We start from the raw sequence: 22,426 nt of genomic DNA on the forward strand, positions 1-22,426 counted from the left end.
CTGATGGAGAAACGATGAAACGATTCACTGTTCGCAAGGTCGCCGTGCTCGGCGCCGGCGTGATGGGCGCGCAGATCGCCGCCCACCTCGTCAACGTTCGCGTGCCGGTGGTGCTGTTCGACCTGCCGGCCAAGCCCGAGTCGGGTCCGAAGAACGGCATCGTCCTGAAGGCGGTCGAGAACCTCAAGAAGATGAAGCCGGCGCCGCTCGGCGTGCCGGAAGACGCCGCGTTCATCGAGCCCGCCAACTACGACGACGACCTCGGCAAACTCGCCGAGTGCGACCTCGTGATCGAGGCGATCGCCGAGCGCATGGACTGGAAGGTCGACCTCTACAAGCGAATCGCGGGGGCGGTGGCGCCGCACGCAATCCTCGCGAGCAACACCTCGGGCCTCAGCATCACCGCGCTCTCGCAAGCGCTGCCCGAGGAGATCCGCGCGCGCTTCTGCGGCATCCACTTCTTCAATCCGCCGCGCTACATGGCGCTCGTGGAGCTGATCGCGGCACCGACGACCGACGCCACGATCATCGACCAGCTCGAGACGTTCGTGACCACCTCGCTCGGCAAGTCGGTGGTGCGCGCGAAGGACACCCCGAACTTCATCGCGAACCGGGTCGGCATCGCCGGCATGCTGGCGACGATGAAGGAGGCCGAGAACTTCGGCCTCACCTACGACGTGGTCGACGACCTCACCGGCAAGAAGCTCGGGCGTGCGAGCTCGGGCACCTTCCGCACCGCCGACGTGGTCGGGCTCGACACGATGGCGCACGTGATCCGCACGCTGCAGGACAACCTCGGGCCGGACAAGTCGAACGATCCGTTCTATGCGAGCTACGCGACGCCGGCGGCGCTCACGACCCTGATGAACGCCGGCGCGCTCGGCCAGAAGACCGGCGCCGGTTTCTACAAGAAGGTCGGCAAGGACATCCTGCGCTTCGACGCAGCCAAGGGCGACTACGTGCCCGGCGGCGGCAAGGCCGACGAGATCGTCGCGCGCATCCTCAAAAAGCCTTCCGCCGAGCGCCTCAAGCTCCTGCACGACTCGACCAACCCGCAGGCGCAGTTCCTGTGGGCGATCCTGCGCGACGGCTTCCACTACGCGGCGGTGCACCTCGCCGACATCGCCGAGAGCGCGCGCGACGTCGACTTCGCGATGCGCTGGGGCTTCGGCCTGCAGCAGGGGCCGTTCGAGCTCTGGCAGTCGGCCGGCTGGAAGCAGGTCGCCGAGTGGGTCAAAGCCGACATCGACGCGGGCAAGGCGCTGAGCAGCGCGCCGCTGCCGGGCTGGGTGTTCGACGGCCCGGTCGCCGAAAACGGCGGCGTGCACAGTGCGCAGGGCTCGTGGAGCGCGGCCGAGAGCCGCTGGGTCGCACCGAGCCCGCTCCCCGTCTACGAGCGTCAGCGGTTCCGCGAGAGCCTCGCCGGCGCAGGCGCGCCGAATCCGCTCGAATCGGGCACCGAGGTCTACCGCAACGCCGACATCCGCGTCTGGACGCTCGACGGCGAGGTGCTGATCGCGAGCATCACCAGCAAGCTCCACCTGATCAGCCCGGCGGTGACCGAAGGCCTCGCGAAGGCGATCGAGCTCGCCGAAAGCGACTACCAGGGTCTCGTGATCTGGTCGCCCGACGACGTGTTCTCGGCCGGCGCCAACCTCGAGGCGCTGATGCCGGTGTTCATGAAGAGCGGCGCCGCCGGCATCGCGCCCGAAGTGAAGAAGCTGCAGGACGCGATGCTGCGCATGCGCTACGCGTCGGTGCCGGTGGTCGCGGCGCTGCGCGGCATTGCGCTCGGCGGCGGCTGCGAGGTCGCGATTCACGCGGCACGCCGCGTCGCCGCGATGGAGAGCTACATGGGCTTCGTCGAGGTCGGCGTCGGCCTGATCCCCGCCGGCGGCGGTCTCGCCTACGTGGCGCGGCGTGCCGCCGAGTCGGCCGCCGCGGGCGGTGCCAACACCGACCTGTTCCCGTTCCTCAAGGAGCCGTTCACGAGCGCGGCGATGGCCAAGGTCGGCACCAGCGCGCTCGAGAACAGGAAGCTCGGCTACCTGCTGCCGAGCGACGTGATCGTCGCGCACAAGGACGAGCTGCTGCACGTCGCGATCGGCGAGGCGAAGGCGATGGCGGCGGCCGGCTACCGGCCGCCGCTGCGTGTGCGCTTCCCGGTCGCGGGCCGCACCGCGATCGCGACCATCAAGGCGCAGCTCGCCAACCTGCGCGACGGCGGCTTCGCGAGCAAGCACGATTACGAGGTGTCGTCGCGCATCGCCGACACCCTGTGCGGCGGCGACGTCGACGGCGGCTCGCTGGTCACCGAGGAATACGTCATGGCGCTCGAGCGCAAGCACTTCTGCGAGCTGCTGACGCATCCGAAGACGCAGGAACGGATCATGGGAATGCTGCAAACCGGAAAACCGGTTCGCAACTGAGGACGCACACATGAGCAAGCAAGTACAGGACGCCTACATCGTCGCGGCGACGCGCACGCCGATCGGCAAGTCGGGCCGCGGCTTCTTCAGGAGCACGCGCTCGGACGACCTGCTGGTCGCGGTGATCCAGAGCGCGCTCGGCCAGGTGCCGACGCTCGACCCGGCGGCGATCGAGGACGCCGTGATCGGCTGCTCGTTCCCCGAGGCCGAGCAGGGCATGAACATGGCGCGCATCGCGGTCGCGCTCGCCGGGCTGCCGAACTCGGTCGGCGGGATCACCGTGAACCGCTTCTGCGCGTCGGGTCTCTCGGCGGTGCAGATGGCGGCCGACCGCATCCGCGTCGGTGAGGCCGACGTGATGATCGCCGGCGGCGCCGAGTCGATGAGCCTGGTGCCGATGGGCGGCAACAAGCCGGCATTCAACCCGCGCGTGTTCGAGCGCGACGAGAACATCGGCATCGCCTACGGCATGGGCCTTACCGCCGAAAAGGTCGCGGCGCAATGGAAGGTGAGCCGCGAGGCGCAGGACGCGTTCGCGCTCGCGTCGCACCAGAAGGCACTCAAGGCGCAGCAGGACGGCGAGTTCGCCGACGAGATCACGCCGATCGAGGTGGTCGAGCGCTTCCCCGACCTGGCCGCCGGCGCGCCGGCGACCAGGACGCGCACCGTGTCGCTCGACGAAGGTCCGCGCCCGGACACGTCGATCGAAGGGCTTGCCAAGCTGAAGCCGGTGTTCGCCGCGAAGGGCTCGGTGACCGCGGGCAACAGCTCGCAGACCAGCGACGGCGCCGGCGCGCTGATCCTCGCGAGCGAGGCCGCGGTCAAGCGCTTCGACCTCAAGCCGCTGGCGCGCTTCGTGAGCTTCGCGAGCCGCGGCGTGCCGCCCGAGATCATGGGCATCGGCCCGATCGAGGCGATTCCGGCAGCGCTGCGCTACGCGGGGCTGAACATCGCCGACATGGACTGGATCGAGCTCAACGAGGCGTTCGCCGCGCAGGCGCTGGCTGTCATCGACTCGGTCGGCCTCGACCGCGCAAAGGTCAACCCGATGGGCGGTGCGATCGCGCTCGGCCATCCCCTGGGCGCGACCGGCGCGATTCGCTCGGCGACCGTCGTTCACGCCCTGCGCCGCCACAACCTGAAGTACGGCATGGTGACGATGTGCGTCGGCACCGGGCAGGGCGCTGCCGGCATCTTCGAGCGCGTCTGAGCACCGCCTGCCGCGCTTGGTCGGCGACGCAGGCTTTCTTCACCAGCCATACCGGGGGACGCTCATGAGCATCAGGACCGCAAACGTCGACGGCGTCGCGACCATCGAGATCGCGCGCCCCGAGAAGAAGAACGCGCTCACCATGGCGATGTACGGCGCGCTCGCCGACGCGTTCGAGGCCGCGACCGCCGACCCGGCGGTGCGCTCGGTGCTGCTCACCGGGCAGCCCGGCATCTTCACGTCGGGCAACGACATCGACGACTTCATGCAGCGGCCGCCGCAGAGCACCGAGTCGCCGGCGTTCGCGTTCATGCAGGCGATCATCGGCTGCGACAAGCCGGTCATCGCGGCGGTCACCGGCCCCGCGATCGGCATCGGTACGACCATGCTGCTGCACTGCGACTTCGTCTATGTGTCGGACGAGGCGCGCCTCGCGATGCCGTTCGTGAGCCTCGGGCTGGTGCCCGAGTTCGGCTCGAGCCTGATCGTTCCGCAGCTGCTCGGCAACGTGCGGGCGGCCGAGAAGCTGCTGCTCGGCGACCCGTTCACCGGCGCCGACGCGGTCGAGCTCGGCCTTGCCAACGCGGTGCTGCCGGCGGGCGAAGTGGTGCGTCACGCGCGCCGCATCGCCGAGCGCTTCAATACGCTGCCGCCGGGCGCGGTGCGCGAGACCAAGCGCCTGCTGCGGCGCGGCCGGGCCGCGGCGCTCGCCGAGACGATCGGCGTCGAGGGACAGGCGTTCGCCGCCCGCCTGCAGAGCCCCGAAGCGAAGGAGGCGTTCAGCGCGTTCTTCCAGAAGCGCCAGCCGGATTTCTCGAAGTTCTGATGCAGGGAGCGCTGCAATGAGCCTCGCCGGCAAGACCCTCTTCGTGACCGGCGGCTCGCGCGGCATCGGCCTGGCGATCGCGCGGCGTGCCGCACGCGACGGCGCCAACGTCGCGGTCGTGGCCAAGACCGCGGAGCCCAACCCGCGCCTGCCGGGCACGATCTACACCGCGGCGCGCGACATCGAAGGCGCCGGCGGCCACGCGCTCGCGATCGCCTGCGACATTCGCGACGACGACGCGGTGGCGGCTGCGGTTGCCGCGACGGTCGAGCGCTTCGGCGGCATCGACATCCTCGTCAATAACGCGAGCGCGATCAGCCTCACGCCGACGCCGGCGACGCCGATGAAGCGCTTCGACCTGATGTTCGGCGTCAACGTGCGCGGCACCTATCTCAGCACCCAGACCTGCCTGCCGCATCTCGCCGCCTCGGCAAAGGCGGGGCGCAACCCCCACGTGCTCAACCTGTCGCCGCCGCTCTCGATGCGCGAGCACTGGTTCCAGGCGCACACCGCCTACACGATGGCCAAGTACGGCATGAGCATGTGCACGCTCGGCCACGCCGGCGAGTTCAGGCCGCTCGGCATCGCGGTCAACAGCCTGTGGCCGCGCACCGCGATCGCGACCGCGGCGCTGCAGATGATCCCCGGCGCCGACCCGGGCCAGTGCCGCACGCCCGAGATCGTCGCCGACGCGGCCTGGTTCATCCTGACCAGCGACGCGCGCACGACGAGCGGCAACTTCTTCATCGACGACGCGCTGCTCGCCGAGCGCGGCGTCACCGACCTCGGCCGCTACAGCGTCACGCCGGGCGCGCCGTACCTGATCCCGGACTTCTTCGTCGACTGACCCTGGCAGTCAGACCGGCGTCGCGAGCGCGCGCGGCCGGCCGTTGCGGTCGATCGCGACGTAGGTGAGGTTGGCCTCGGTCACTTTCACGACGTGCAGGTCGGCCGGGTTGCGCTCGGCGAACACCTCGACGTTGACCGTGATCGACGTGCGTCCGACGCGCTCGACCTTGGCGTAGAAGCTCAGCAGGTCGCCGATCGTCACCGGCTGCTTGAACACGAACTGGTTGACCGCGACCGTCGCGATGCGGCCCTTGGCGATGCGCGCCGGCAGCACCGCGCCGGCGAGGTCGACCTGCGCCATGATCCAGCCGCCGAAGATGTCGCCGTTGGCGTTGGCGTCCGCCGGCATCGGCATCACCCGCATGACGAGCTGACGGTCGTCGGGCAGTTTCACCGGCGGTTGCGGCGCGGGAACGTTCAAGGGCAGGTCAGGCATATTCGCGGACTCCGGGATCGTCCGGATTGTCGGCCATCGCCTCGCCGGATGGATGCGGCGCGCCGGCGCTGACGCTGACCGCCACCGGGCCCGCTTTGCTTTTCCTCGCTTCGGCCCCCACATCCCCAGCTTCGCGTTCGCTTTCCGCCCGGACCGTCCCGCTTTCTCCATCTCGCCGCCTCATGCGCCACGCCTCGACCTCGCTTCCCCTTCCGGCGCCTGCCAGCGGCCAGCCGCGCTCCGACTGGAGCACGCTCAGGAAGCTGCTGCCTTACGTCTGGGAGTGGCGCTGGCGCGTGCTCGTCGCGCTGCTCTTCCTGGTGGCAGCCAAGCTCGCCAACATTGGTGTCCCGCTGGTCCTCAAGAACCTCGTCGACGCGCTGGCGATCAAGCCCGGCGATCCGCGCGCCGTGCTCGTCGTTCCGGTCGGCCTGTTGCTCGCCTACGGCGCGCTGCGCCTCGCGATCACGCTCTTCACCGAGCTGCGCGAGTACCTGTTCTATCCGGTCGCGGCACGGATCGCGCGGCGCGTCTCGCTGCAGGCGTTCGACCATCTGCTGAGCCTGAGCCTGCGCTTTCACCTGGAGCGCCAGACCGGCGGCGTGTCGCGAGACATCGAGCGCGGCTCGCGCTCGATCCAGTCGCTGCTCAACTACACGATCTACAACATCCTGCCGACGCTGGTCGAGATCACGCTGGTGATCGGGCTGCTGGTGGCGAAGTTCGACGTCTGGTTCGGCGCGATCACGTTCGGCGCGCTCGTCCTCTACATCGCGTTCACCGTCGGCGTGACCGAATGGCGCAGCGCGTTCCGGCGCGCCATGAACGAGCAGGACTCGAAGGCCAATACCAAGGCGGTCGACGCGCTGATCAACTACGAGACCGTCAAGTACTTCTCGAACGAGAAGTTCGAGCAGCAGCGCTACGACGAGAACCTGCGCCGCCTCGAGGCGGCGTCGATCAAGTCGCAGGCGTCGCTCTCGGTGCTCAACCTCGGGCAGAGCCTGATCATCGCGACCGCGGTGACGCTGCTGGTCTGGCGCGCGACGCTCGGCGTGGTCGCCGGCACGCTCTCGCTGGGCGATCTGGTGCTCGTCAACGCGCTGATGATCCAGCTCTACATCCCGCTCAACTTCCTGGGCGTGATCTATCGCGAGATCAAGCAGTCGATGATCGACATGGAGAAGATGTTCGCGCTGCTCGGCCAGCATCGCGAGATCGCCGACGCGCCCGACGCGCAGCCGCTCGTCAACCGCGGCGGCGCGGTGCGCTTCGAGAACGTGCGCTTCGGCTACGACCGCGACCGCGAGATCCTGCACGACGTCAGCTTCGACATTCCTGCCGGTCGCACGGTGGCGGTCGTCGGGCCGTCGGGCTCGGGCAAGAGCACGCTGGCGCGTCTGCTGTTCCGCTTCTACGACGTCGACGCCGGCAGCATCCGCATCGACGGCCAGGACATCCGCCACGTGACGCAGGAGAGCCTGCGCCGCTCGATCGGCATCGTTCCGCAGGACACGGTGCTGTTCAACGACACCGTCGAATACAACATCGCCTACGGCCGCACCGACGCCGACCGTGCAGCGGTCGAGGGCGCGGCGCGCGCGGCGCACATCCATTCGTTCATCGCGTCGACGCCGAAGGGCTACGACACCATGGTCGGCGAGCGCGGGCTCAAGCTCTCGGGGGGCGAGAAGCAGCGCGTCGCGATCGCGCGCACGCTGCTGAAGAACCCCCCGCTCCTGATCTTCGACGAGGCGACGTCGGCGCTCGACTCGGCCAACGAGCGCGCGATCCAGGCCGAGCTGCAGAGCGCCGCGCGCAACAAGACCGCGCTCGTGATCGCGCACCGGCTCTCGACGGTCGTCGACGCGCACCAGATCCTCGTCATGGAGGCCGGCCGCATCGTCGAACGCGGCAGGCACACCGAGCTGCTCGCGCTCGGCGGGCGCTACGCCGAGATGTGGAGCCTGCAGCAGGCCGGCGACGAGATCGCGGCCTGACGGCGGATTCCCGGACGCGCGGCCTCGCGCGAGCGACGGAAATCCGACGCTCGCATCCGGGCGCCGGCGCGCCCGGTGAGGCGGCCCCGGCGCCTACACTCGCGCCCCGTGGAGACCAAGTGGCTCGAGGATTTCATCAGCCTCGCCGAGACGCGCAGCTTCTCGCGTTCGGCGCAGCTGCGCCACGTCACGCAGCCGGCGTTCTCGCGCCGCATCCAGTCGCTCGAGGCGTGGGCCGGCACCGACCTCGTCGATCGCTCGTCGTACCCGACGCGTCTCACGCCGGCGGGCGAAACGCTCCACGCGCAGGCGCTCGACATCATCGGAGCGCTGCAGGCGAGCCGCAACATGATGCGCAGCCACAAGGCCGGACGCCGCGACATGGTCGACTTCGCGGTGCCGCACTCGCTCGCGCTCACGTTCTTCCCGCACTGGCTCGCCGAGCTGCGCACACGCTTCGGCGCGCTCAAGTGCCGCCTGATCGCGCTCAACGTGCATGACGCCGTGATGCAGCTCACCGAGGGCAGCTGCGACCTGCTGCTCGCCTACGACCATCCGTCGCAGCCGCTCGCGTTGAGCGGCGAGCGCTACGACATGCTGAGCCTCGGCCGCGAGACGCTCGCGCCGTTCTCGCGGCCCGACGCCGAAGGCCGGCCGCTGTTCGCCTTGCCGGCGCCCGAGGGCGGTGCGGTGCCGTTCCTCAGCTACGCGCCGGGCGCGTACATGCACCGGCTGGTCGAGGTGATCACGCGCCAGGCGGCCGGCGCGCCGCTCTTCGAGGCGGTCTACGAGACCGACATGGCCGAGGGCCTCAAGGCGATGGCCCTCGAGGGCCATGGGCTCGCGTTCCTTCCGAGCGGGTCGGTGCGCAAGGAACTGCGCAGCCGGCGCCTCGTTCGCGCGAGCGAGCCTGGAACGTATGAACTCTCGATGGAGATCCGGATCTATCGCGAACGCGCAGCGGCAGCGCGCCCGGCCCGGGCCCAGGCCGATGCGTTGTGGGAGTTCCTGCGCAAGGCGCCACCGGCGAGCGCAAGCGCCGAAAACTGACGGCGCGGGCCCGTTGGCCCGATGCTTGCAAGCTTCGGTGTTCAGGCTCGGGTGAAACCCTTGCTGCTCGGCCGGTGCGTCTGCCGCGGCGGCCAAGCTCCTACAATTTCCTCGTCAACGAGCGCGCCTGGCCGCGCTCCCTACCTTCAGGAGTTCGCATGAAGAAATCGTTTCTGGCCGCTGCAGTGATCCTGGCGTCGGCGGTTGCCGGTGCCGGTTCGGCGCATGCTGCCGACACGCTGGCCAAGATCCGCACGGCCAACAAGATCGTGATCGGCACGCGCGACTCGTCCGCTCCGCTCGCCTACACCACCGGTGACGGCAAGTACGTCGGCTACCACGTCGAGGTGTGCCAGCGCATCGCCGACGCGATCAAGACCAACCTCAAGCTCGCCAACCTGCCGATCGAGTACCAGCTCGTGACTTCGCAGAACCGCGTGCCGCTGGTGCAGAACGGCACCGTCGACATGGAGTGCGGCTCGACGACGAACAACGCGACGCGCCAGAAGGACGTCTCGTTCGCGCCGACCACCTTCGTCACCAACGTGCGCATCGCGGTCAAGGCGAACTCGGGCATCAACTCGATCGCCGACCTCAAGAACAAGACCGTCGCCACCACCACCGGCACCACGTCGGTCCAGCTCCTGCGCAAGCACGAGCGCGCCAACGGCGTCGACTTCAAGGAAATCTTCGGCAAGGACCACGCGGACAGCTTCCTGCTGATGGAGTCGGGCCGTGCCGACGCGTTCGTCATGGACGACAACATCCTGGCCGGCCTGATCGTCAACTCGAAGAGCCCCAACGACTATCGCATCGTCGGCGAAAGCCTCTCGGAAGAGCCGATCGCGATCATGATCCCGAAGGACGACCCGGCCTACAAGAAGCTGATCGACGACACCGTTATGGGCATGATGAAGTCCGGCGAGCTCGAGAAGATCTACAACAAGTGGTTCCTCTCGCCGATCCCGCCGCGCAACGCCACGGTCAACATGGCCATGAGCGCTTCGCTGAAGAACGCGATCGCGAACCCGAACGACCGCCCGGCCGAAACCTACGTGCGCAAGTAAGACCGGCCGGCGGGCTCGGCGCCCCTAGGTAAGCCCCACCGGCTGCCGGCGCAGAGCTTGCTTACAGTTGGTCCGCGCGGCGCGAAGCCATTCGCGCCGCGTTTTTTTTTGGGGCTCGACCCCCTTCGCGCCGGCTCCCACCGGCGCTGGCTTGATGGAGTTCGCATGGGAAAGTGGGACTGGGAGGTATTTCTTCAGGACACCGGAGGAGGCGAGACCTACCTCCAGTGGATGATGTCCGCCTGGGGCTGGACCGCCTCGGTGGCGCTGCTGTCCCTGATCGTGGCGTTGGTCGTGGGTTCGCTGATGGGAATCCTGCGCACGACCCCGAACCGCTTGTTCGTCGCGATCGGCAATGCCTGGACCGAGCTGTTCCGCAACATCCCGCTTCTGGTGCAGATCTTCCTCTGGTACCACGTCATCCCGTCGATCTTCCTGTCGCTGCGCAGCCTGCCGAGCTTCGTGCTCGTGGTGTTCGCGCTCGGCTTCTTCACCTCGGCCCGCGTATCGGAGCAGGTCAAGGCCGGCATCCAGTCGCTGCCGCGCGGCCAGCGCTACGCCGGTCTCGCGATGGGTCTGACGCTGCCGCAGACCTATCGCTACGTGCTGCTCCCGATGGCGTACCGCATCGTGATCCCGCCGCTCACCAGCGAGTCGATGAACATCATCAAGAACACGTCGGTGGCGTTCGCGGTCAGCATCGCGGAGCTCACGATGTTCGCGATGCAGGCGCAGGAGGAGACCTCGCGCGGCATCGAGATCTACCTCGCCGTGACTGCGCTGTACTTCGTGTCGGCCTTCGGCGTGAACCGCCTGGCTCACTTCATCGAGCAGCGCGTGCAGGTGCCCGGCATGCTCGGCGGCGCGAAGTGACGGAGGGCATGCGATGAACATGAACCTCGACTTCAGCTTCTTCACCGGGAGCCTGTTCACCAACTTCATCCTGAAGGGGCTGATCTTCTCGTTCCAGCTCACGCTGATCGCGATGATCGGCGGCATCGCCATCGGGACCCTGCTCGCGCTGATGCGGCTCTCGGGCAAGCGCTGGCTGGTCATGCCGGCTGCCGCCTACGTCAACGTCCTGCGGTCGATCCCGCTGGTGATGGTGATCCTCTGGTTCTTCCTCCTGATCCCGCTGCTGCTCGGCCGTCCGCTTGGCGCCGAGGTGTCCGCGATCATCACCTTCACCGTGTTCGAGGCGGCGTACTACTCGGAAATCATGCGGGCCGGCATCCAGTCGGTCGCCAAGGGCCAGGTGCATGCCGGCTACGCGGTCGGCATGACGTACGCGCAGTGCATGCGCCTCGTCGTGCTGCCGCAGGCGTTCCGCAACATGCTGCCGGTGCTGCTGACGCAGACCATCATCCTGTTCCAGGACACGTCGCTCGTGTACGCGATCGGCGCCTATGACCTGCTGAAGGGCTTCGAGGTGGCGGGCAAGAACTTCAATCGTCCGGTCGAGGCGTACCTCTCCGCCGCCATCCTGTACTTCATCATCTGCTTCTCGCTGTCGATGCTGGTCCGCCAGCTGCAGAAGCGGATCGCCATCATCCGTTGAGCCTGGCCACCATGATCGATATCAAGAACGTCTCCAAGTGGTACGGCACCTTCCAGGTGCTGACCGATTGCACGACCTCGATCCAGAAGGGCGAGGTGGTCGTCGTCTGCGGGCCTTCGGGCTCGGGCAAGTCGACGCTGATCAAGACCGTGAACGCGCTCGAGCCGTTCCAGAAGGGCGACATCGTGGTCGACGGCATCTCGCTGTCCGATCCGAAGACCAACCTTCCGAAGCTGCGTTCGCGCGTCGGCATGGTGTTCCAGCACTTCGAGCTGTTCCCGCACCTGACGGTCACGCAGAACCTGACGCTGGCGCAGATCAAGGTGCTCGGACGCAGCCAGGACGACGCCCGCACACGCGGCCTCAAGATGCTCGACCGCGTGGGCCTGACGGCGCACAAGGACAAGTACCCGGGGCAGCTGTCGGGCGGTCAGCAGCAGCGCGTGGCGATCGCGCGTGCGCTCAGCATGGACCCGATCGTCATGCTGTTCGACGAGCCGACGTCGGCGCTCGACCCCGAGATGGTCGGCGAGGTGCTCGACGTGATGGTGCTGCTCGCCAAGGAAGGCATGACGATGATGGTCGTCACGCACGAGATGGGCTTCGCGCGCAAGGTCAGCCACCGCGTCATCTTCATGGATGCCGGCAAGATCGTCGAGGACTGCTCGCGCGAGGAGTTCTTCGGCAACGCCGAAGCGCGCTCGCCGCGGGCCAAGGACTTCCTCTCGAAGATCCTGCAGCACTAGGCGCTCAGGGATCGCTGCGCGATCCCTGAGCGGTTGGAAAGGCAGTGCGCACAGGGCCGGCGGAGCCGGTCCCTGCACGCACGAGAGGTCGCGCTGCGCGTTGCTTCGCTGCGACCCGGAGCGGGCCGGAGGCCCGCCTGTCGCTGCGGCTGATCCGAAGTCGCTCGACGCTGCGGGCCGCGTGTCTTGGCGTCGGGTTCGCGGCGGGTGGGACAATCCGCGGCCTATGACCGATACCCTGACGATCGTCGCGCCGGACGACTGGCATCTCCACGTGCGCGACGGCGCGGCGCTGCGGGCGGTGGTGCCGCATTCGGCGCGCCAGTTCCGCCGTGCGCTGATCATGCCGAACCTGCGGCCGCCGGTGACCACGGTGGAGGCCGCGCTCGCGTATCGGGCCCGCATCCTCGACGCGGTGCCGGAAGGCGTCGCCTTCGAGCCGCTGATGACGCTCTACATGACGGACACGCTGGCGCCGGCGGAGGTCGAGCGCGCGCGCGAGGCCGGGTTCGTCGGCGTCAAGCTCTATCCGGCTGGCGCGACGACCAACAGCGATGCGGGCGTCACCGATCTGCGTCGCATCTACCCGGTGCTCGAGGCGATGCAGCGCATCGGGCTTCCCCTGCTGGTGCACGGCGAGGTGACCGATCCCGAGGTCGACGTGTTCGACCGCGAGGCGCGCTTCATCGAGACGCAGCTCGTGCCGCTGCGGCATGACTTTCCCGAGCTCAAGGTGGTGCTCGAGCACGTGACCACGCGCGAGGGCGTGCAGTACGTCGCTGACGCCGGCCCCCGCGTTGCGGGCACGCTCACCGCGCACCACCTGCTCTACAACCGCAATGCGATCTTCAAGGGCGGCCTCAGACCGCACTACTACTGCCTGCCGGTGCTCAAGCGCGAGGTGCATCGGCGTGCCCTGGTCGAGGCCGCCACCTCCGGCAGCGACCGCTTCTTCCTCGGCACCGACAGTGCCCCGCACGCGGCCACGCTCAAGGAGCACGCGAGCGGCTGCGCCGGCTGCTATACCGCGCTCACCGCGCTCGAGCTCTACGCCAAGGCGTTCGATGCGCAAGGCAGGCTCGATCGCCTGGAGGCGTTCGCGAGCTTCAACGGCCCGGCATTCCATGGGCTGCCGCGCAACACGCAGACGGTGACGCTGCGCCGCGAGCGCTGGACCATCCCCGAGCGCGTGCCGTTCGGCGGCGCCGACCTGAAGCCGCTCGACGGTGGCGAGGCGCTCGAGTGGAAACTCGAATCGGTGGCGGCGTGATCGAGCGCCAGGCGCGCATCGCGCTGCTGATCGACGCCGACAACTCGCCGTCGAGCAAGATCGACGTCATCCTCGCGGAGCTCGCCAAGATCGGCGTGGCCAACGTGCGGCGTGCCTACGGCAATTGGAAGAAGGACGGCCTCAAGGGCTGGGAGGGCGTGCTCCACGAGTACGCGATCCGGCCGATCCAGCAGTTCGACTACAGCAAGGGCAAGAACGCCACCGACATGGGCATGGTGATCGACGCGCTCGACCTGCTGTACACCGATCAGCCCGACGCCTTCGGCATCGTCTCGTCCGACAGCGACTTCACGCCGCTCGTGATGCACCTCAAGGCGAAGGGCGCGCAGGTGTTCGGCTTCGGCGCCAAGAAGACGCCGATGCCGTTCGTCAACGCGTGCTCCCGATTCCTCTATCTCGAGAACCTGGGCCAGGCGGTCGAGGCGATCGACGATCCGCCCGTGCCGCCGGTTAAGGCGGTGCCGCCGGCGCGCCGCTCGCGCCGCGCCGCGACGAAGACCGCGCCCGAGCCCGAAGCACCCGAGCCGGTCGCGCCGGCGCTGGTCGAAGCGGCGGCGACGCGCGTCGACAGCGCCAACCTGCGGCGCGACGCCAAGCTGGTGTCGCTGCTGCGCAATGCGGTCGAGGCGGCGGCGGGGGAGGACGGCTGGTCGTCGCTCGGCGCCGTCGGCCAGCAGATCGGCAACCAAGCCTCGTTCGACCCGCGCAACTACGGCTATCGCAAGCTGCTCGACCTGATCGAGGCGAGCCAGCTGTTCGAGCTCGACCGGCGCGGCAGCCAGGTGGTGCTGCGCGACCGCCGGCTCGCCCGCAGCGCGCGCGCCTGAGGCGCAAAGAAAAAAGCGACCCGGAGGTCGCTTTCGTGTGCCGCGAGCAGCCGCGAGGGCTGCGGCGGTCTTACTTCTTCGGTGCCGACGTGTCGGCGAGCGGACGCGGCTTCTGGCTCTCGGCCTCGGGGCGCGGGGCCTCGCCGGCCGGCTGGGTGGCACCCGACTTCACCGCGGCACGCGTGTCGGCCTTGCGCTCGGGGCGCGAGGTCTGCGACGTCGTGCTCGGCTTGATCGCCGCGCCGGGACCTTCGCCCGCGGGCGGGATCGCACCGGCGGCACGGTCGGCCTTGGTGGTGTCCTTGCGCTCCATGCGCGACTTGTCCGAGGTGGTGCTCGGCTTGACCTGAGCGCCCGGGCCCTGGCCGGCCGGGGCCAGCGCGCCGCTGGTGGTCGGCTGGCCGGACTGGTTGCCAGCCGCCGGCTGCGCCATCGCGGTGTGGCTGATCATGGCAAAGGCTGCGGCGGCGACCGCACCCACAACGTGTTTGGTATTCATCGCTGATCTCCTGTTGGTTGAGGTATGGGCAGTTCGAGACGCCATCGCCTTCGACTCGGCGGGCTGTCGTCGGTCCACGTCGATCCGTTGGCAAATCGTCGGCCCGACCGGTGATCAAAACGCACGGCGCGGCAATCGGTTGACTGGCCGGCGTACGTGTCTCCCTCACAGCGCCCGACGAGAGTGTGCTGCGGTGCAGCGGCGCTGTGTGTAGGCGAGTGTGTCGTCCGGCTGTCGGACCGGCTCAACGATAATGCGCCGGTGAATCGAGCCAGGCCGCCGCTGGCACCTCTCGAGGGGCTGGAGGAAGGTCCGGACTGCACAGGGCGGCGTAGCAGCTAACGGCTGTCCACCGCGAGGTGAGGATCAGAGCAACAGAGACGAGTCGGCGCCGGTCGCAAGGCCGCTGCCGGGTGAAACGGGCAATCTCTACGCGCAGCAATACCAAATAGGCCGGCGCTGCGGCTTCGTGCCGCTGAAGTGTGGCTCCGCACGAGCCGGCGGGTAGGTAGCACCGAGCCGCGTAGCGATGCGCGGCCCAGAGGAATGGCGGCCACGGCGGCGACCGGCGACGGGAGCCGCCGCACAGAATCCGGCCTATCGGCTCGCTTCACGACTGTTTTCGGGCGCGCGGCGGATCCGCGAGCGCGCCGTGGCGCCCGGGCGCATCCGTTGCGGACGCGTCGAACTCGGCATGCGCCTTGCCGACCGCGGCTCCTGCGGCCCGCGATCGGCCGCTGCATGCCGGTGCCCCGTCGGCACCGGCGCTGGCGTGGGGCGCTTCGACAAACGGCGACCCGCCGCATCCCGACCCGACATGAATCCCGACGCCTCGACCCTCTGGCGCGCCCCGCAATGGGCGCTTGCGGTGCTGCTCGCCTGCCTCGGCATGCTGGGCCCGTTCTCGATCGACACCTACCTGCCGGCGTTCACCGGAATCGCGCGCGCGATCGGCGCCTCCCCGGTCGAGATGCAGCAGACGCTGTCGGCATACCTGTTCGGCTTTGCGGTGATGAACCTCTTCCACGGCGCGCTTTCCGACTCGTTCGGGCGGCGCCCGGTGGTGCTGATCGGGCTCGTCGTCTTCACGCTCGCCTCGGCCGGCTGTGCGCTGTCCGAGCACATCGGGGCGCTCGTCGTCTTCCGCGCGCTGCAGGGCATGTCGGCCGGCGCCGGCATCGTGGTCTCGCGCGCCGTGATCCGCGACATGTTCCCGCCCGCCGACGCGCAGCGCGTGATGTCGCAGGTGACGATCTACTTCGGCGTGGCGCCGGCAATCGCCCCGATGGTCGGCGGCTTCCTGCTCGACCACGCCGGCTGGCACTCGATCTTCTGGTTCCTCACCGGGGTCGGCGTGGTCCTGCTCGTCGCCAACGCCAGGCTCCTGCCGGAGACCCTGCACGTGTCGGAGCGCCAGCCGTTCAACGTGCGCAACCTGATGCGCGGCTACTGGTCGCTCGGCAGCAACCCCAACTTCGTGACGCTCGCGCTCGCGAGCGGCATCCCGTTCAACGGCATGTTCCTCTACGTGCTGTCGGCGCCCGTGTTCCTGGGCGAGCACCTCGGCCTCGTGCCGTCGCAGTTCTTCTGGTTCTTCATGCTGACCATCGGGGGGATCATGACGGGCGCCTGGCTGTCGGGCCGGATGGCCGGCCGCGTCAAGGTGACGCGGCAGATCCGCTACGGCTTCATCATCATGGCGACGATCGGCGCGCTGAACCTGGTGCTCAACCTCGTCTTCGCGCCGACGGTGTGGTGGGCGCTGCTGCCGATCGCGATCTACGCGTTCGGCTGGGCGATGATGGTTCCGGTGGTCACGCTGCTGGTGCTCGACGTGGTGCCCGAGCGGCGCGGCATGGCGTCGTCGCTGCAGGCGTGTGTCGGCAGCACCGCGAACGGGCTGGTGGCCGGCGTGATCGCGCCGCTCGTCATGCACTCGACCGTCGCGCTGGCGGCGACCTCGCTCGCGATGATGGCGGTCGGCGTCGTGGCCTGGATCTGGGTCAAGCCGCGTCTGGCGCCCGAGCAACTCGCGCGCTGACGGCGCGCCGGTTCGTCGTCAAGTTCACCGCTGCCGCGCCGATATCGCGGCGTGGACAACACCCGACTCCTTCGCCCGCACGGGCCGGCGCACACCCCGCGCCGGGCGCTCGTCGTACTTCTTCTCGCGGCACTCGCGACCTCGGCAGGCGCGGCCGAGCCGCATGCCGCGCCGGCGCCGCATGCCGCTGCCGCCGCCCAGCGCGCCGCGCCGGCCGAGCGCGCCCAATCCCATGATGCGGCGTCGCCGGTCGACGCGGCTCGACCCGGCGGGCGCGCCGAGACGGCGGCGCCGCGTGCCGCAGCCGGCCGCGAGGCTCCGGCCGAACGAGAGGCCGCGACCGGCGAGCGCGCGCAGGCCGCCGGCACTCTGCGCGGCGGCGCGCTGACGGTCGAGGCGCTTCGCGAGCGCTTGCTGGAGCGCGCGCGCCAGCGTGGGGTCGACGCCGAGACGGCGCCGTCGCGGAGCGTGCGGGCGACCGAGCGCGTGCCCGCATACCGCCCGCGCGTCGCGGCCGCGCCGGAGGCCCCGCCTGCTGCAGTCGGGCACGCCTCGGCGCTCGCCCGGCCGAGCTCGAGCCTGCTGCTCTCGAGCGCACCCCCGGCGTTCGCGCACGCGCCCGGCGGCTCGCCCGCTCACGGCAACGCGGCGGCGCCGGCTGCCCTCGCCACTCGCGCCGCGCTGCCCGGATCGATCGGCCAGGGTGCCGACGTGCACTGGAGCTACGACGGCGCCGGCGGCCCGACGCACTGGGGCGCCCTCAGGCCCGAGTTCGCGACTTGCGCGCAGGGCAGCCGGCAGAGCCCGATCGACATCCGCGACGGCATCAAGGTCGACCTCGAGCCGGTCCGCTTCGATTACCGGCCCGGCGCGTTCCGCGTGGTCGACAACGGCCACACGGTGCAGGTCGACGTCGCGCCGGGCAACTCGATCGAGGTGCTCGGGCGCCGCTTCGATCTGCTGCAGTTCCACTTCCACCGGCCGTCGGAAGAGCGCATCGACGGGCGCCAGTACGACATGGTGGTGCACCTCGTCCACAAGGACCTCGACGGCCGCCTCGCCGTGGTCGCGGTGCTGCTCGAGCGCGGCGGCCCGCACACCGCGATCCAGCACGTCTGGAACAACCTGCCGCTCGAAAAGGGCGACGCCGTCGCGGCGCGCGACCTGCTCGACCCCGCGGCGCTGCTGCCGGCCGACCGGCGCTATTACACGTACATGGGCTCGCTCACCACGCCGCCGTGCAGCGAGGGCGTGCTGTGGATGGTGCTGAAGACGCCGCAGGCGATCTCGGCCGAGCAGATCGGCATCTTCGCGCGGCTCTATCCGATGAACGCCCGGCCGCTCCAGCAGGCGTCGTCGCGCCTGATCAAGGAGTCGAACTGACCGCAGCGCGGCCCCGATAATCGGGCGCCCCGCCGGCGCCGGATCGGCCGCGGCGGCGGGCGATCGGGAGACGACGATGTTCGTGCTCGTTGCCGGCTTGCTGCTGTTCCTCGGCATCCATTCGGTCCGCATCGTCGCGCCGAGTTGGCGCGACGCCCAGCTCGCGGCACGCGGGGAAGGGCGCTGGAAGGGGCTCTACTCGGTCGTGTCGGCGATCGGTCTCGTGCTCCTGATCGTCGGCTACGGCCGCGCGCGCGCCACGCCGGTGGTTCTCTACCTGCCGCCGCCGGGGCTGCGCCATCTGGCGCTGCTGCTGACGCTGCCGGTATTCCCGCTCCTCGTTGCCACCTACGCGCGCGGCGCGATCGCGGCGACGGTGCGCCACCCCATGCTCGCCGCGGTGCTGCTGTGGGCGCTCGCCCACCTGCTCGCCAACGGCACGCTCGCCGATCTGCTGCTGTTCGGCGCGTTCTTCGTCTGGGCGTTCGCCGACCTGATGTCGGCGTTGCGCCGCCCGGCGCCAGCCGCTGCGTCGGCACGCTGGGGCCGCAACGACGCCATCGCGATCGGCGTCGGCCTCGCCCTGTACGCCGCGTTCGCCGGCTTCGCGCACCGCTGGCTGATCGGGGTGTCGCCGCTCGGCTGAGCGCCACGGTCGGCGGCGCCGAGCCGGATCGCGCCGCCCCGGCGACGCGCCGGCAAGGGTTCCGCCGCCCGCGCTCCCGGCTTCACCGCCCGACCGGCACATCGCGCTCGGGCAGCCGCGGCGCAGCCGTGCTCTCGCACCGGGGCGCGACGCATCCGTCTCGAACCCTCGCACCATGCCCGCGTTCGTCGGCCGCAACGCGGCGCCGTGAGGAAGTCACGCCTGCGCCGCTTTCGCGCTGACGGGGGACAGAACATCTGCGCAACCGGAAATGGTTTGCGGAAGAGCCCGGAAGGGTCCGGAAGAGCCCGGCAAGTCGAAGAAAAAAATGGGCCCGCCTACGGGCGTCAGCGAGACGCTCTACCCCTGGATGCACTACTACAAACGTGCGCCCAGGTGCGCAAACCTACTGTCCAAGAGCTGGCGCCGCGTCTGGACCTCAAGCCGGCGATCACGCGTTGGTGAGTTCCACCCTTCCATCCGGGCGAGCAGGGCGCAGCCGCAGCACCTGTTGGTCAGGCTCGCAAACGTTCTGTCTGGCGGAAACGTTGGAACGTAGGAACCCGTGCGCTCAGTGCCTCGGATCGGTTCCTACGACGCCGCCGTGGAGACACCCTCCGGCCGCAACTCGCGCTTCCCCGCGGCGGGCTTTTGGGCCACCACGACTGATTGCCAGCGCCCTATCAGGGCCTGTGCGCTCAGGTGCCGGTCTTGGGCGTCGCGCTGCCGTTCTCTTCGACCAGACGGCTCCGCTCGGAAATGGCTGCGCCTCGCGCCATGTTCCTGCCCTCAGCGCCTAGATCGGCCGCCTCACGCCCGGAGCTGCAGAGGGCGTTGTAGATCTCCCCGGCCAGCAGCACGATCCTCGCCCAGTAGATCTGGGGCTCCGGGTACATGTCCTCGGTCAGGCCCCACCGCTCGAACTCGGCCTTTAGGTCTCGGGCCAAGCTGGCGAGCCTTACGGGGCTCACCAAGCCCTCGCCCGCTCTGAGCTTCGGTTCTGGTCGTCCAAGCAGTAGATACAGCGCGTCAGCGCCCATCCTGCCCATAGCGGCGACCACGCGGGCGCCAGGCTCGGCTGCACCCCGCTCGTACTTGCCCCACATCTCTCTTCGGACGCCACAACCATCGGCGGCCATCTGCTGGGACAAGCCAAGCCGTTCACGCTCCTCGCGCAGCCGCACACCGAACGCCTGAGCATCAAAGTCGACTACATCGCTTGCCTTGGGCATCAAAGAGCTCTAGCATTGAACCGTTGTTTACCAAAGTGAGCTTAGCGCTTCACAAGGCGGGCATAGCGTGAAGACACCCAAGCAAGCGAAGGCCGAGTTCGAAGAGCGCGGCCTCCCCATTTCTTCGTGGGCCGACGAGCGTGGCTTCTCGCGGGCGCTGGTTTATGCCGTCCTCGCTGGACGAAAGAAGGGCAAGCGAGGCGTGTCGCACGAAATCGCTGTTGCGTTGGGTATCAAGCCCGCTCCGCGAGGGCTGCCTTCCCCGTGAAGCTAGGCACTACGATCTCCGCGGCCGAGGCGGCCGTGTTGCTGGGCACGACATCTCGCGCTGTGCGCAAAGCTTGCCTGCACAACCGCTTGGATGCAAAGCTATCGCTAGGACGCGGCGGCTCAGAGTATCGAATTCTTCTCGAGTCGCTGCCGCAAGAGGCGCAACTCCGCTACTGGTTGCAGCGACTGAGCGCCCAGCCGGCCGCGTCGCGTCGCGAATATCTGCGAGACCTCGGGTTGGCAGAGAGCCTTGAGCGCGAGCTCGCCGGGCTCGCCGGGGTTACTCGAAAGCAGCGAGCTCAGCCAAGGCCCCTGACGACGCAGGAGGCTACGCAGGCGCGGCTTGCCTTCGAGCAGCTGCCGCCCGGCGTCCAGCGCGAAGGCGAGCGGCGCATGCGCATCATGCTTGCGCTGCACGACGCACAAGGCCGAACACGCACCGAGCGATATCGCGCGGTGGCGGAGGAATGCGGCGAGTCGGTCGCGACCCTGCGCCGCTGGTACGCCCGGGTAAGTCACCTGACGCACCACAGCGACTGGATTCCAGCGCTGGCGCCCGCCTGGTGCGGCGGGCGCCCCAAGGCCGAGCTGAGCAACGACGCGTGGCAGTTCATCCTCAGCGAGTGGAGCGTCCAGTCCAAGCCGGCGCTGCTGCCGATCTATCGACGCGCGGCGGTCGAGGCAAGTCGACACGGGTGGGAACTTCCTTCCTACAAGACCGTAAAGCGTCGCATCGACGCACTGCCGGCCACCGTCAAGGTACTCAGGAGAGAGGGCAACGAGCCCTTCGGAAAGCTGTTCCCCGCTATTCAACGCGACTACTCGACGCTCGGCCTGCACGATATGTGGGTCAGCGACGGGCGCAAGGCTGACGTGTTCTGCAAGTGGCCCGACGGTTACGTCGGGCGTCCGATCCTGATGGCGTGGCAAGAGCTGCGAACCCGCAAGGTCTTGGGTTGGAGGCTCGGCAAGGTTGAGAACGCCGAGCTGACGCGGCTCTCGTTTCGCGACGCGGCGCAGCGCTCCGGAGCGCTCCCGCACGAGGCGCTGCTTGACAACGGCCGGGCTTATGCGTCGAAGCAAATCACAGGCGGACAGCCCACTCGCAATCGCTTCAAGTTCGACGAGGGCGAGGCGCACGGGCTGCTGACGCTCCTAGGCATCAAGCCTGTGTGGACGACGCCTTATCGCGGCCAGTCAAAGCCCATCGAGAGCTACTGGAACACGATTGCCGAGGCGGAGAAGTGCGCTGCCTTCGTGGGCAGCTACTGCGGGAACAAGCCCGATGCCAAGCCCGAAGATTTCGACCCGCGCAAGGTCGTTCCCATCGAACACTACGCGGCCTTTGTCAGAGAGACGATCGAGGAGAAGAACGCACGGCCCCACCGCGGCGACAGCATGGACGGGCGCAGCCCCGACGAGCTGTACAGCGAGCTCTTGGGCGTCACGCCCGTGCGGCATCCGACCGAGCAGCAGCTGAGGCTGTGCCTCTTGGTCGCAGAGCAGGTTCGACTTGACGAGGGCTACGGCCTCACCATTCTTGGCAACCGCTACTGGTGCGAGGCTCTCGCTCACCTCCAGCACCGAGGACCGTACACCGCTCGCTTTGATCCGAGCGATGCGAACACTCCAGTCGCGGTCTATGACGGCGAGCGGTTCCTGTGCGAAGTCCCGATCACGCTGCGCGTCGGCTTCCGGGACATGGAGGCAGCCAAGGACCACATGCGCGAGAGGCGCCGCGCGCAACGAGCTGCGAAAGAAGAGGCCGCTGCGATCGCCGGCATGGAGCGGGCGAAGAGAAGCTGGGAGCAACCGCTCGCAGAGGCTCAGGAGCCCGGCCGTCAACCGACGCCGCCGATACCTCTTCTCGTGCGAACGAGCCGAGTGCATCGCACCGACCGACCACCGTTGCAGACCGCTGCCGATCGCGAGCGAGAGCTGCAGGAGTTCCGCGCAAAGCGCGACCGCGGCTTGCGACTACTACGTGAGGGCGACGAAAGGAAGAAGGCCGCAGGCGGCCTGTGAAGGGTGGCCCGGGATGCGTGCACCCCGGGCCGTGCATCGAC

At 68.9% G+C, this 22,426-nt stretch carries 20 protein-coding genes and 1 other RNA gene; 18 read left to right on the forward strand and 3 right to left on the reverse strand.

The window, feature by feature from the left end; all coding sequences use genetic code 11:
* Positions 1 to 14 precede the first annotated feature (14 nt).
* The 4 genes from HQN59_RS13090 to HQN59_RS13105 all read left to right on the forward strand — a co-directional run bounded on the left by HQN59_RS13090 (position 15) and on the right by HQN59_RS13105 (position 5,312).
* The gene (locus HQN59_RS13090; protein ID WP_176069538.1) at positions 15 to 2,429 is read left to right on the forward strand and encodes a 3-hydroxyacyl-CoA dehydrogenase/enoyl-CoA hydratase family protein; all 2,415 of its coding nucleotides are present in this window, start codon (positions 15 to 17) and stop codon (positions 2,427 to 2,429) included.
* Between the two features lie 10 nt (positions 2,430 to 2,439).
* Entirely contained in the window at positions 2,440 to 3,639 is a 1,200-nt protein-coding gene (locus HQN59_RS13095; protein WP_176069539.1) for an acetyl-CoA C-acyltransferase, read from the forward strand.
* A 64-nt stretch (positions 3,640 to 3,703) separates the two neighbouring features.
* Positions 3,704 to 4,465, forward strand: a complete 762-nt coding sequence (locus HQN59_RS13100; protein WP_176069540.1) for an enoyl-CoA hydratase — start codon at positions 3,704 to 3,706, stop codon at positions 4,463 to 4,465.
* Between the two features lie 16 nt (positions 4,466 to 4,481).
* The gene (locus HQN59_RS13105) at positions 4,482 to 5,312 is read left to right on the forward strand and encodes an SDR family oxidoreductase (protein ID WP_176069541.1); all 831 of its coding nucleotides are present in this window, start codon (positions 4,482 to 4,484) and stop codon (positions 5,310 to 5,312) included.
* 9 nt (positions 5,313 to 5,321) lie between these two features.
* Here the strand turns inward: HQN59_RS13105 and HQN59_RS13110 are convergent, their stop codons facing one another.
* Positions 5,322 to 5,750, reverse strand: coding sequence for an acyl-CoA thioesterase (locus HQN59_RS13110; RefSeq protein WP_176069542.1), 429 nt, complete (start codon positions 5,748 to 5,750; stop codon positions 5,322 to 5,324).
* 182 nt (positions 5,751 to 5,932) lie between these two features.
* Here HQN59_RS13110 and HQN59_RS13115 point away from each other — a divergent pair, with 182 nt between their 5' ends.
* The 8 genes from HQN59_RS13115 (at position 5,933) to HQN59_RS13150 (ending at position 14,289) form a co-directional block, all read left to right on the forward strand.
* Positions 5,933 to 7,750: an ABCB family ABC transporter ATP-binding protein/permease gene (locus HQN59_RS13115; RefSeq protein ID WP_176069543.1), complete on the forward strand. Its 1,818-nt coding sequence runs from the start codon at positions 5,933 to 5,935 to the stop codon at positions 7,748 to 7,750.
* 108 nt (positions 7,751 to 7,858) lie between these two features.
* Positions 7,859 to 8,800, forward strand: coding sequence for a LysR substrate-binding domain-containing protein (locus tag HQN59_RS13120; protein ID WP_176069544.1), 942 nt, complete (start codon positions 7,859 to 7,861; stop codon positions 8,798 to 8,800).
* A gap of 158 nt (positions 8,801 to 8,958) precedes the next feature.
* Complete coding sequence (locus HQN59_RS13125) at positions 8,959 to 9,867, forward strand: amino acid ABC transporter substrate-binding protein (protein ID WP_176069545.1); 909 nt, start codon at positions 8,959 to 8,961, stop codon at positions 9,865 to 9,867.
* Between the two features lie 165 nt (positions 9,868 to 10,032).
* A complete protein-coding gene (locus HQN59_RS13130; RefSeq protein ID WP_176069546.1) occupies positions 10,033 to 10,740 on the forward strand; it encodes an amino acid ABC transporter permease in 708 nt (235 codons plus the stop codon).
* A 13-nt stretch (positions 10,741 to 10,753) separates the two neighbouring features.
* The gene (locus HQN59_RS13135; RefSeq protein ID WP_176069547.1) at positions 10,754 to 11,425 is read left to right on the forward strand and encodes an amino acid ABC transporter permease; all 672 of its coding nucleotides are present in this window, start codon (positions 10,754 to 10,756) and stop codon (positions 11,423 to 11,425) included.
* 11 nt (positions 11,426 to 11,436) lie between these two features.
* Positions 11,437 to 12,171, forward strand: coding sequence for an amino acid ABC transporter ATP-binding protein (locus HQN59_RS13140; protein ID WP_176069548.1), 735 nt, complete (start codon positions 11,437 to 11,439; stop codon positions 12,169 to 12,171).
* Between the two features lie 226 nt (positions 12,172 to 12,397).
* Positions 12,398 to 13,441 (forward strand): dihydroorotase, encoded by a 1,044-nt coding sequence (gene pyrC / locus HQN59_RS13145; protein ID WP_176069549.1) that lies wholly within the window; start codon positions 12,398 to 12,400, stop codon positions 13,439 to 13,441.
* The gene (locus HQN59_RS13150) at positions 13,438 to 14,289 is read left to right on the forward strand and encodes an NYN domain-containing protein (RefSeq protein WP_176069588.1); all 852 of its coding nucleotides are present in this window, start codon (positions 13,438 to 13,440) and stop codon (positions 14,287 to 14,289) included. The genes pyrC and HQN59_RS13150 overlap by 4 nt, the downstream gene beginning before the upstream one ends.
* A 70-nt stretch (positions 14,290 to 14,359) precedes the next feature.
* Here HQN59_RS13150 and HQN59_RS13155 read toward each other — a convergent pair whose 3' ends face one another.
* Positions 14,360 to 14,788 carry a hypothetical protein gene (locus tag HQN59_RS13155; protein WP_176069550.1) on the reverse strand — a complete coding sequence of 143 codons (429 nt, stop codon included), beginning with the start codon at positions 14,786 to 14,788 and terminating at the stop codon, positions 14,360 to 14,362.
* 263 nt (positions 14,789 to 15,051) lie between these two features.
* Between HQN59_RS13155 and rnpB the strand changes: the two genes are divergently transcribed.
* The 4 genes from rnpB to HQN59_RS13175 all read left to right on the forward strand — a co-directional run bounded on the left by rnpB (position 15,052) and on the right by HQN59_RS13175 (position 18,858).
* An RNA gene (gene rnpB / locus HQN59_RS13160) (RNase P RNA component class A) lies at positions 15,052 to 15,404 on the forward strand.
* Positions 15,405 to 15,605: 201 nt separating this feature from the next.
* On the forward strand, positions 15,606 to 16,829 hold the full coding sequence (locus HQN59_RS13165) for a multidrug effflux MFS transporter (RefSeq protein WP_246294884.1): 1,224 nt from the start codon (positions 15,606 to 15,608) through the stop codon (positions 16,827 to 16,829).
* 51 nt (positions 16,830 to 16,880) lie between these two features.
* Positions 16,881 to 18,212 carry a carbonic anhydrase gene (locus HQN59_RS13170; RefSeq protein ID WP_342451194.1) on the forward strand — a complete coding sequence of 444 codons (1,332 nt, stop codon included), beginning with the start codon at positions 16,881 to 16,883 and terminating at the stop codon, positions 18,210 to 18,212.
* A 76-nt stretch (positions 18,213 to 18,288) separates the two neighbouring features.
* Positions 18,289 to 18,858: an NnrU family protein gene (locus HQN59_RS13175; RefSeq protein ID WP_176069552.1), complete on the forward strand. Its 570-nt coding sequence runs from the start codon at positions 18,289 to 18,291 to the stop codon at positions 18,856 to 18,858.
* 698 nt (positions 18,859 to 19,556) lie between these two features.
* Here the strand turns inward: HQN59_RS13175 and HQN59_RS13180 are convergent.
* Entirely contained in the window at positions 19,557 to 20,090 is a 534-nt protein-coding gene (locus HQN59_RS13180; protein ID WP_176069553.1) for a helix-turn-helix domain-containing protein, read from the reverse strand.
* Positions 20,091 to 20,157: 67 nt separating this feature from the next.
* Between HQN59_RS13180 and HQN59_RS13185 the strand changes: the two genes are divergently transcribed.
* Positions 20,158 to 20,358: a helix-turn-helix domain-containing protein gene (locus HQN59_RS13185; protein ID WP_176069554.1), complete on the forward strand. Its 201-nt coding sequence runs from the start codon at positions 20,158 to 20,160 to the stop codon at positions 20,356 to 20,358.
* A complete protein-coding gene (locus HQN59_RS13190) occupies positions 20,355 to 22,385 on the forward strand; it encodes a transposase domain-containing protein (RefSeq protein ID WP_176069555.1) in 2,031 nt (676 codons plus the stop codon). The genes HQN59_RS13185 and HQN59_RS13190 overlap by 4 nt, the downstream gene beginning before the upstream one ends.
* The last annotated feature ends 41 nt before the right edge of the window (positions 22,386 to 22,426 follow it).

Source organism: Rhizobacter koreensis (assembly GCF_013366375.1).
Taxonomy (GTDB): domain Bacteria; phylum Pseudomonadota; class Gammaproteobacteria; order Burkholderiales; family Burkholderiaceae_C; genus Schlegelella_A; species Schlegelella_A koreensis.

Excerpts from the sequence above, each read along its gene's own strand:
- HQN59_RS13115 (WP_176069543.1), top strand. The coding sequence starts at position 5,933 with ATGCGCCACGCCTCGACCTCGCTTCCCCTTCCGGCGCCTGCCAGCGGC.
- HQN59_RS13105 (WP_176069541.1), top strand. The coding sequence starts at position 4,482 with ATGAGCCTCGCCGGCAAGACCCTCTTCGTGACCGGCGGCTCGCGCGGC.
- HQN59_RS13095 (WP_176069539.1), top strand. The coding sequence starts at position 2,440 with ATGAGCAAGCAAGTACAGGACGCCTACATCGTCGCGGCGACGCGCACG.
- HQN59_RS13135 (WP_176069547.1), top strand. The coding sequence starts at position 10,754 with ATGAACATGAACCTCGACTTCAGCTTCTTCACCGGGAGCCTGTTCACC.
- HQN59_RS13125 (WP_176069545.1), top strand. The coding sequence starts at position 8,959 with ATGAAGAAATCGTTTCTGGCCGCTGCAGTGATCCTGGCGTCGGCGGTT.
- HQN59_RS13155 (WP_176069550.1), bottom strand. The coding sequence starts at position 14,788 with ATGAATACCAAACACGTTGTGGGTGCGGTCGCCGCCGCAGCCTTTGCC.
- HQN59_RS13165 (WP_246294884.1), top strand. The coding sequence starts at position 15,606 with ATGAATCCCGACGCCTCGACCCTCTGGCGCGCCCCGCAATGGGCGCTT.
- HQN59_RS13090 (WP_176069538.1), top strand. The coding sequence starts at position 15 with ATGAAACGATTCACTGTTCGCAAGGTCGCCGTGCTCGGCGCCGGCGTG.
- HQN59_RS13100 (WP_176069540.1), top strand. The coding sequence starts at position 3,704 with ATGAGCATCAGGACCGCAAACGTCGACGGCGTCGCGACCATCGAGATC.
- HQN59_RS13140 (WP_176069548.1), top strand. The coding sequence starts at position 11,437 with ATGATCGATATCAAGAACGTCTCCAAGTGGTACGGCACCTTCCAGGTG.
- pyrC (WP_176069549.1), top strand. The coding sequence starts at position 12,398 with ATGACCGATACCCTGACGATCGTCGCGCCGGACGACTGGCATCTCCAC.
- HQN59_RS13180 (WP_176069553.1), bottom strand. The coding sequence starts at position 20,090 with ATGCCCAAGGCAAGCGATGTAGTCGACTTTGATGCTCAGGCGTTCGGT.
- HQN59_RS13130 (WP_176069546.1), top strand. The coding sequence starts at position 10,033 with ATGGGAAAGTGGGACTGGGAGGTATTTCTTCAGGACACCGGAGGAGGC.
- HQN59_RS13175 (WP_176069552.1), top strand. The coding sequence starts at position 18,289 with ATGTTCGTGCTCGTTGCCGGCTTGCTGCTGTTCCTCGGCATCCATTCG.
- HQN59_RS13110 (WP_176069542.1), bottom strand. The coding sequence starts at position 5,750 with ATGCCTGACCTGCCCTTGAACGTTCCCGCGCCGCAACCGCCGGTGAAA.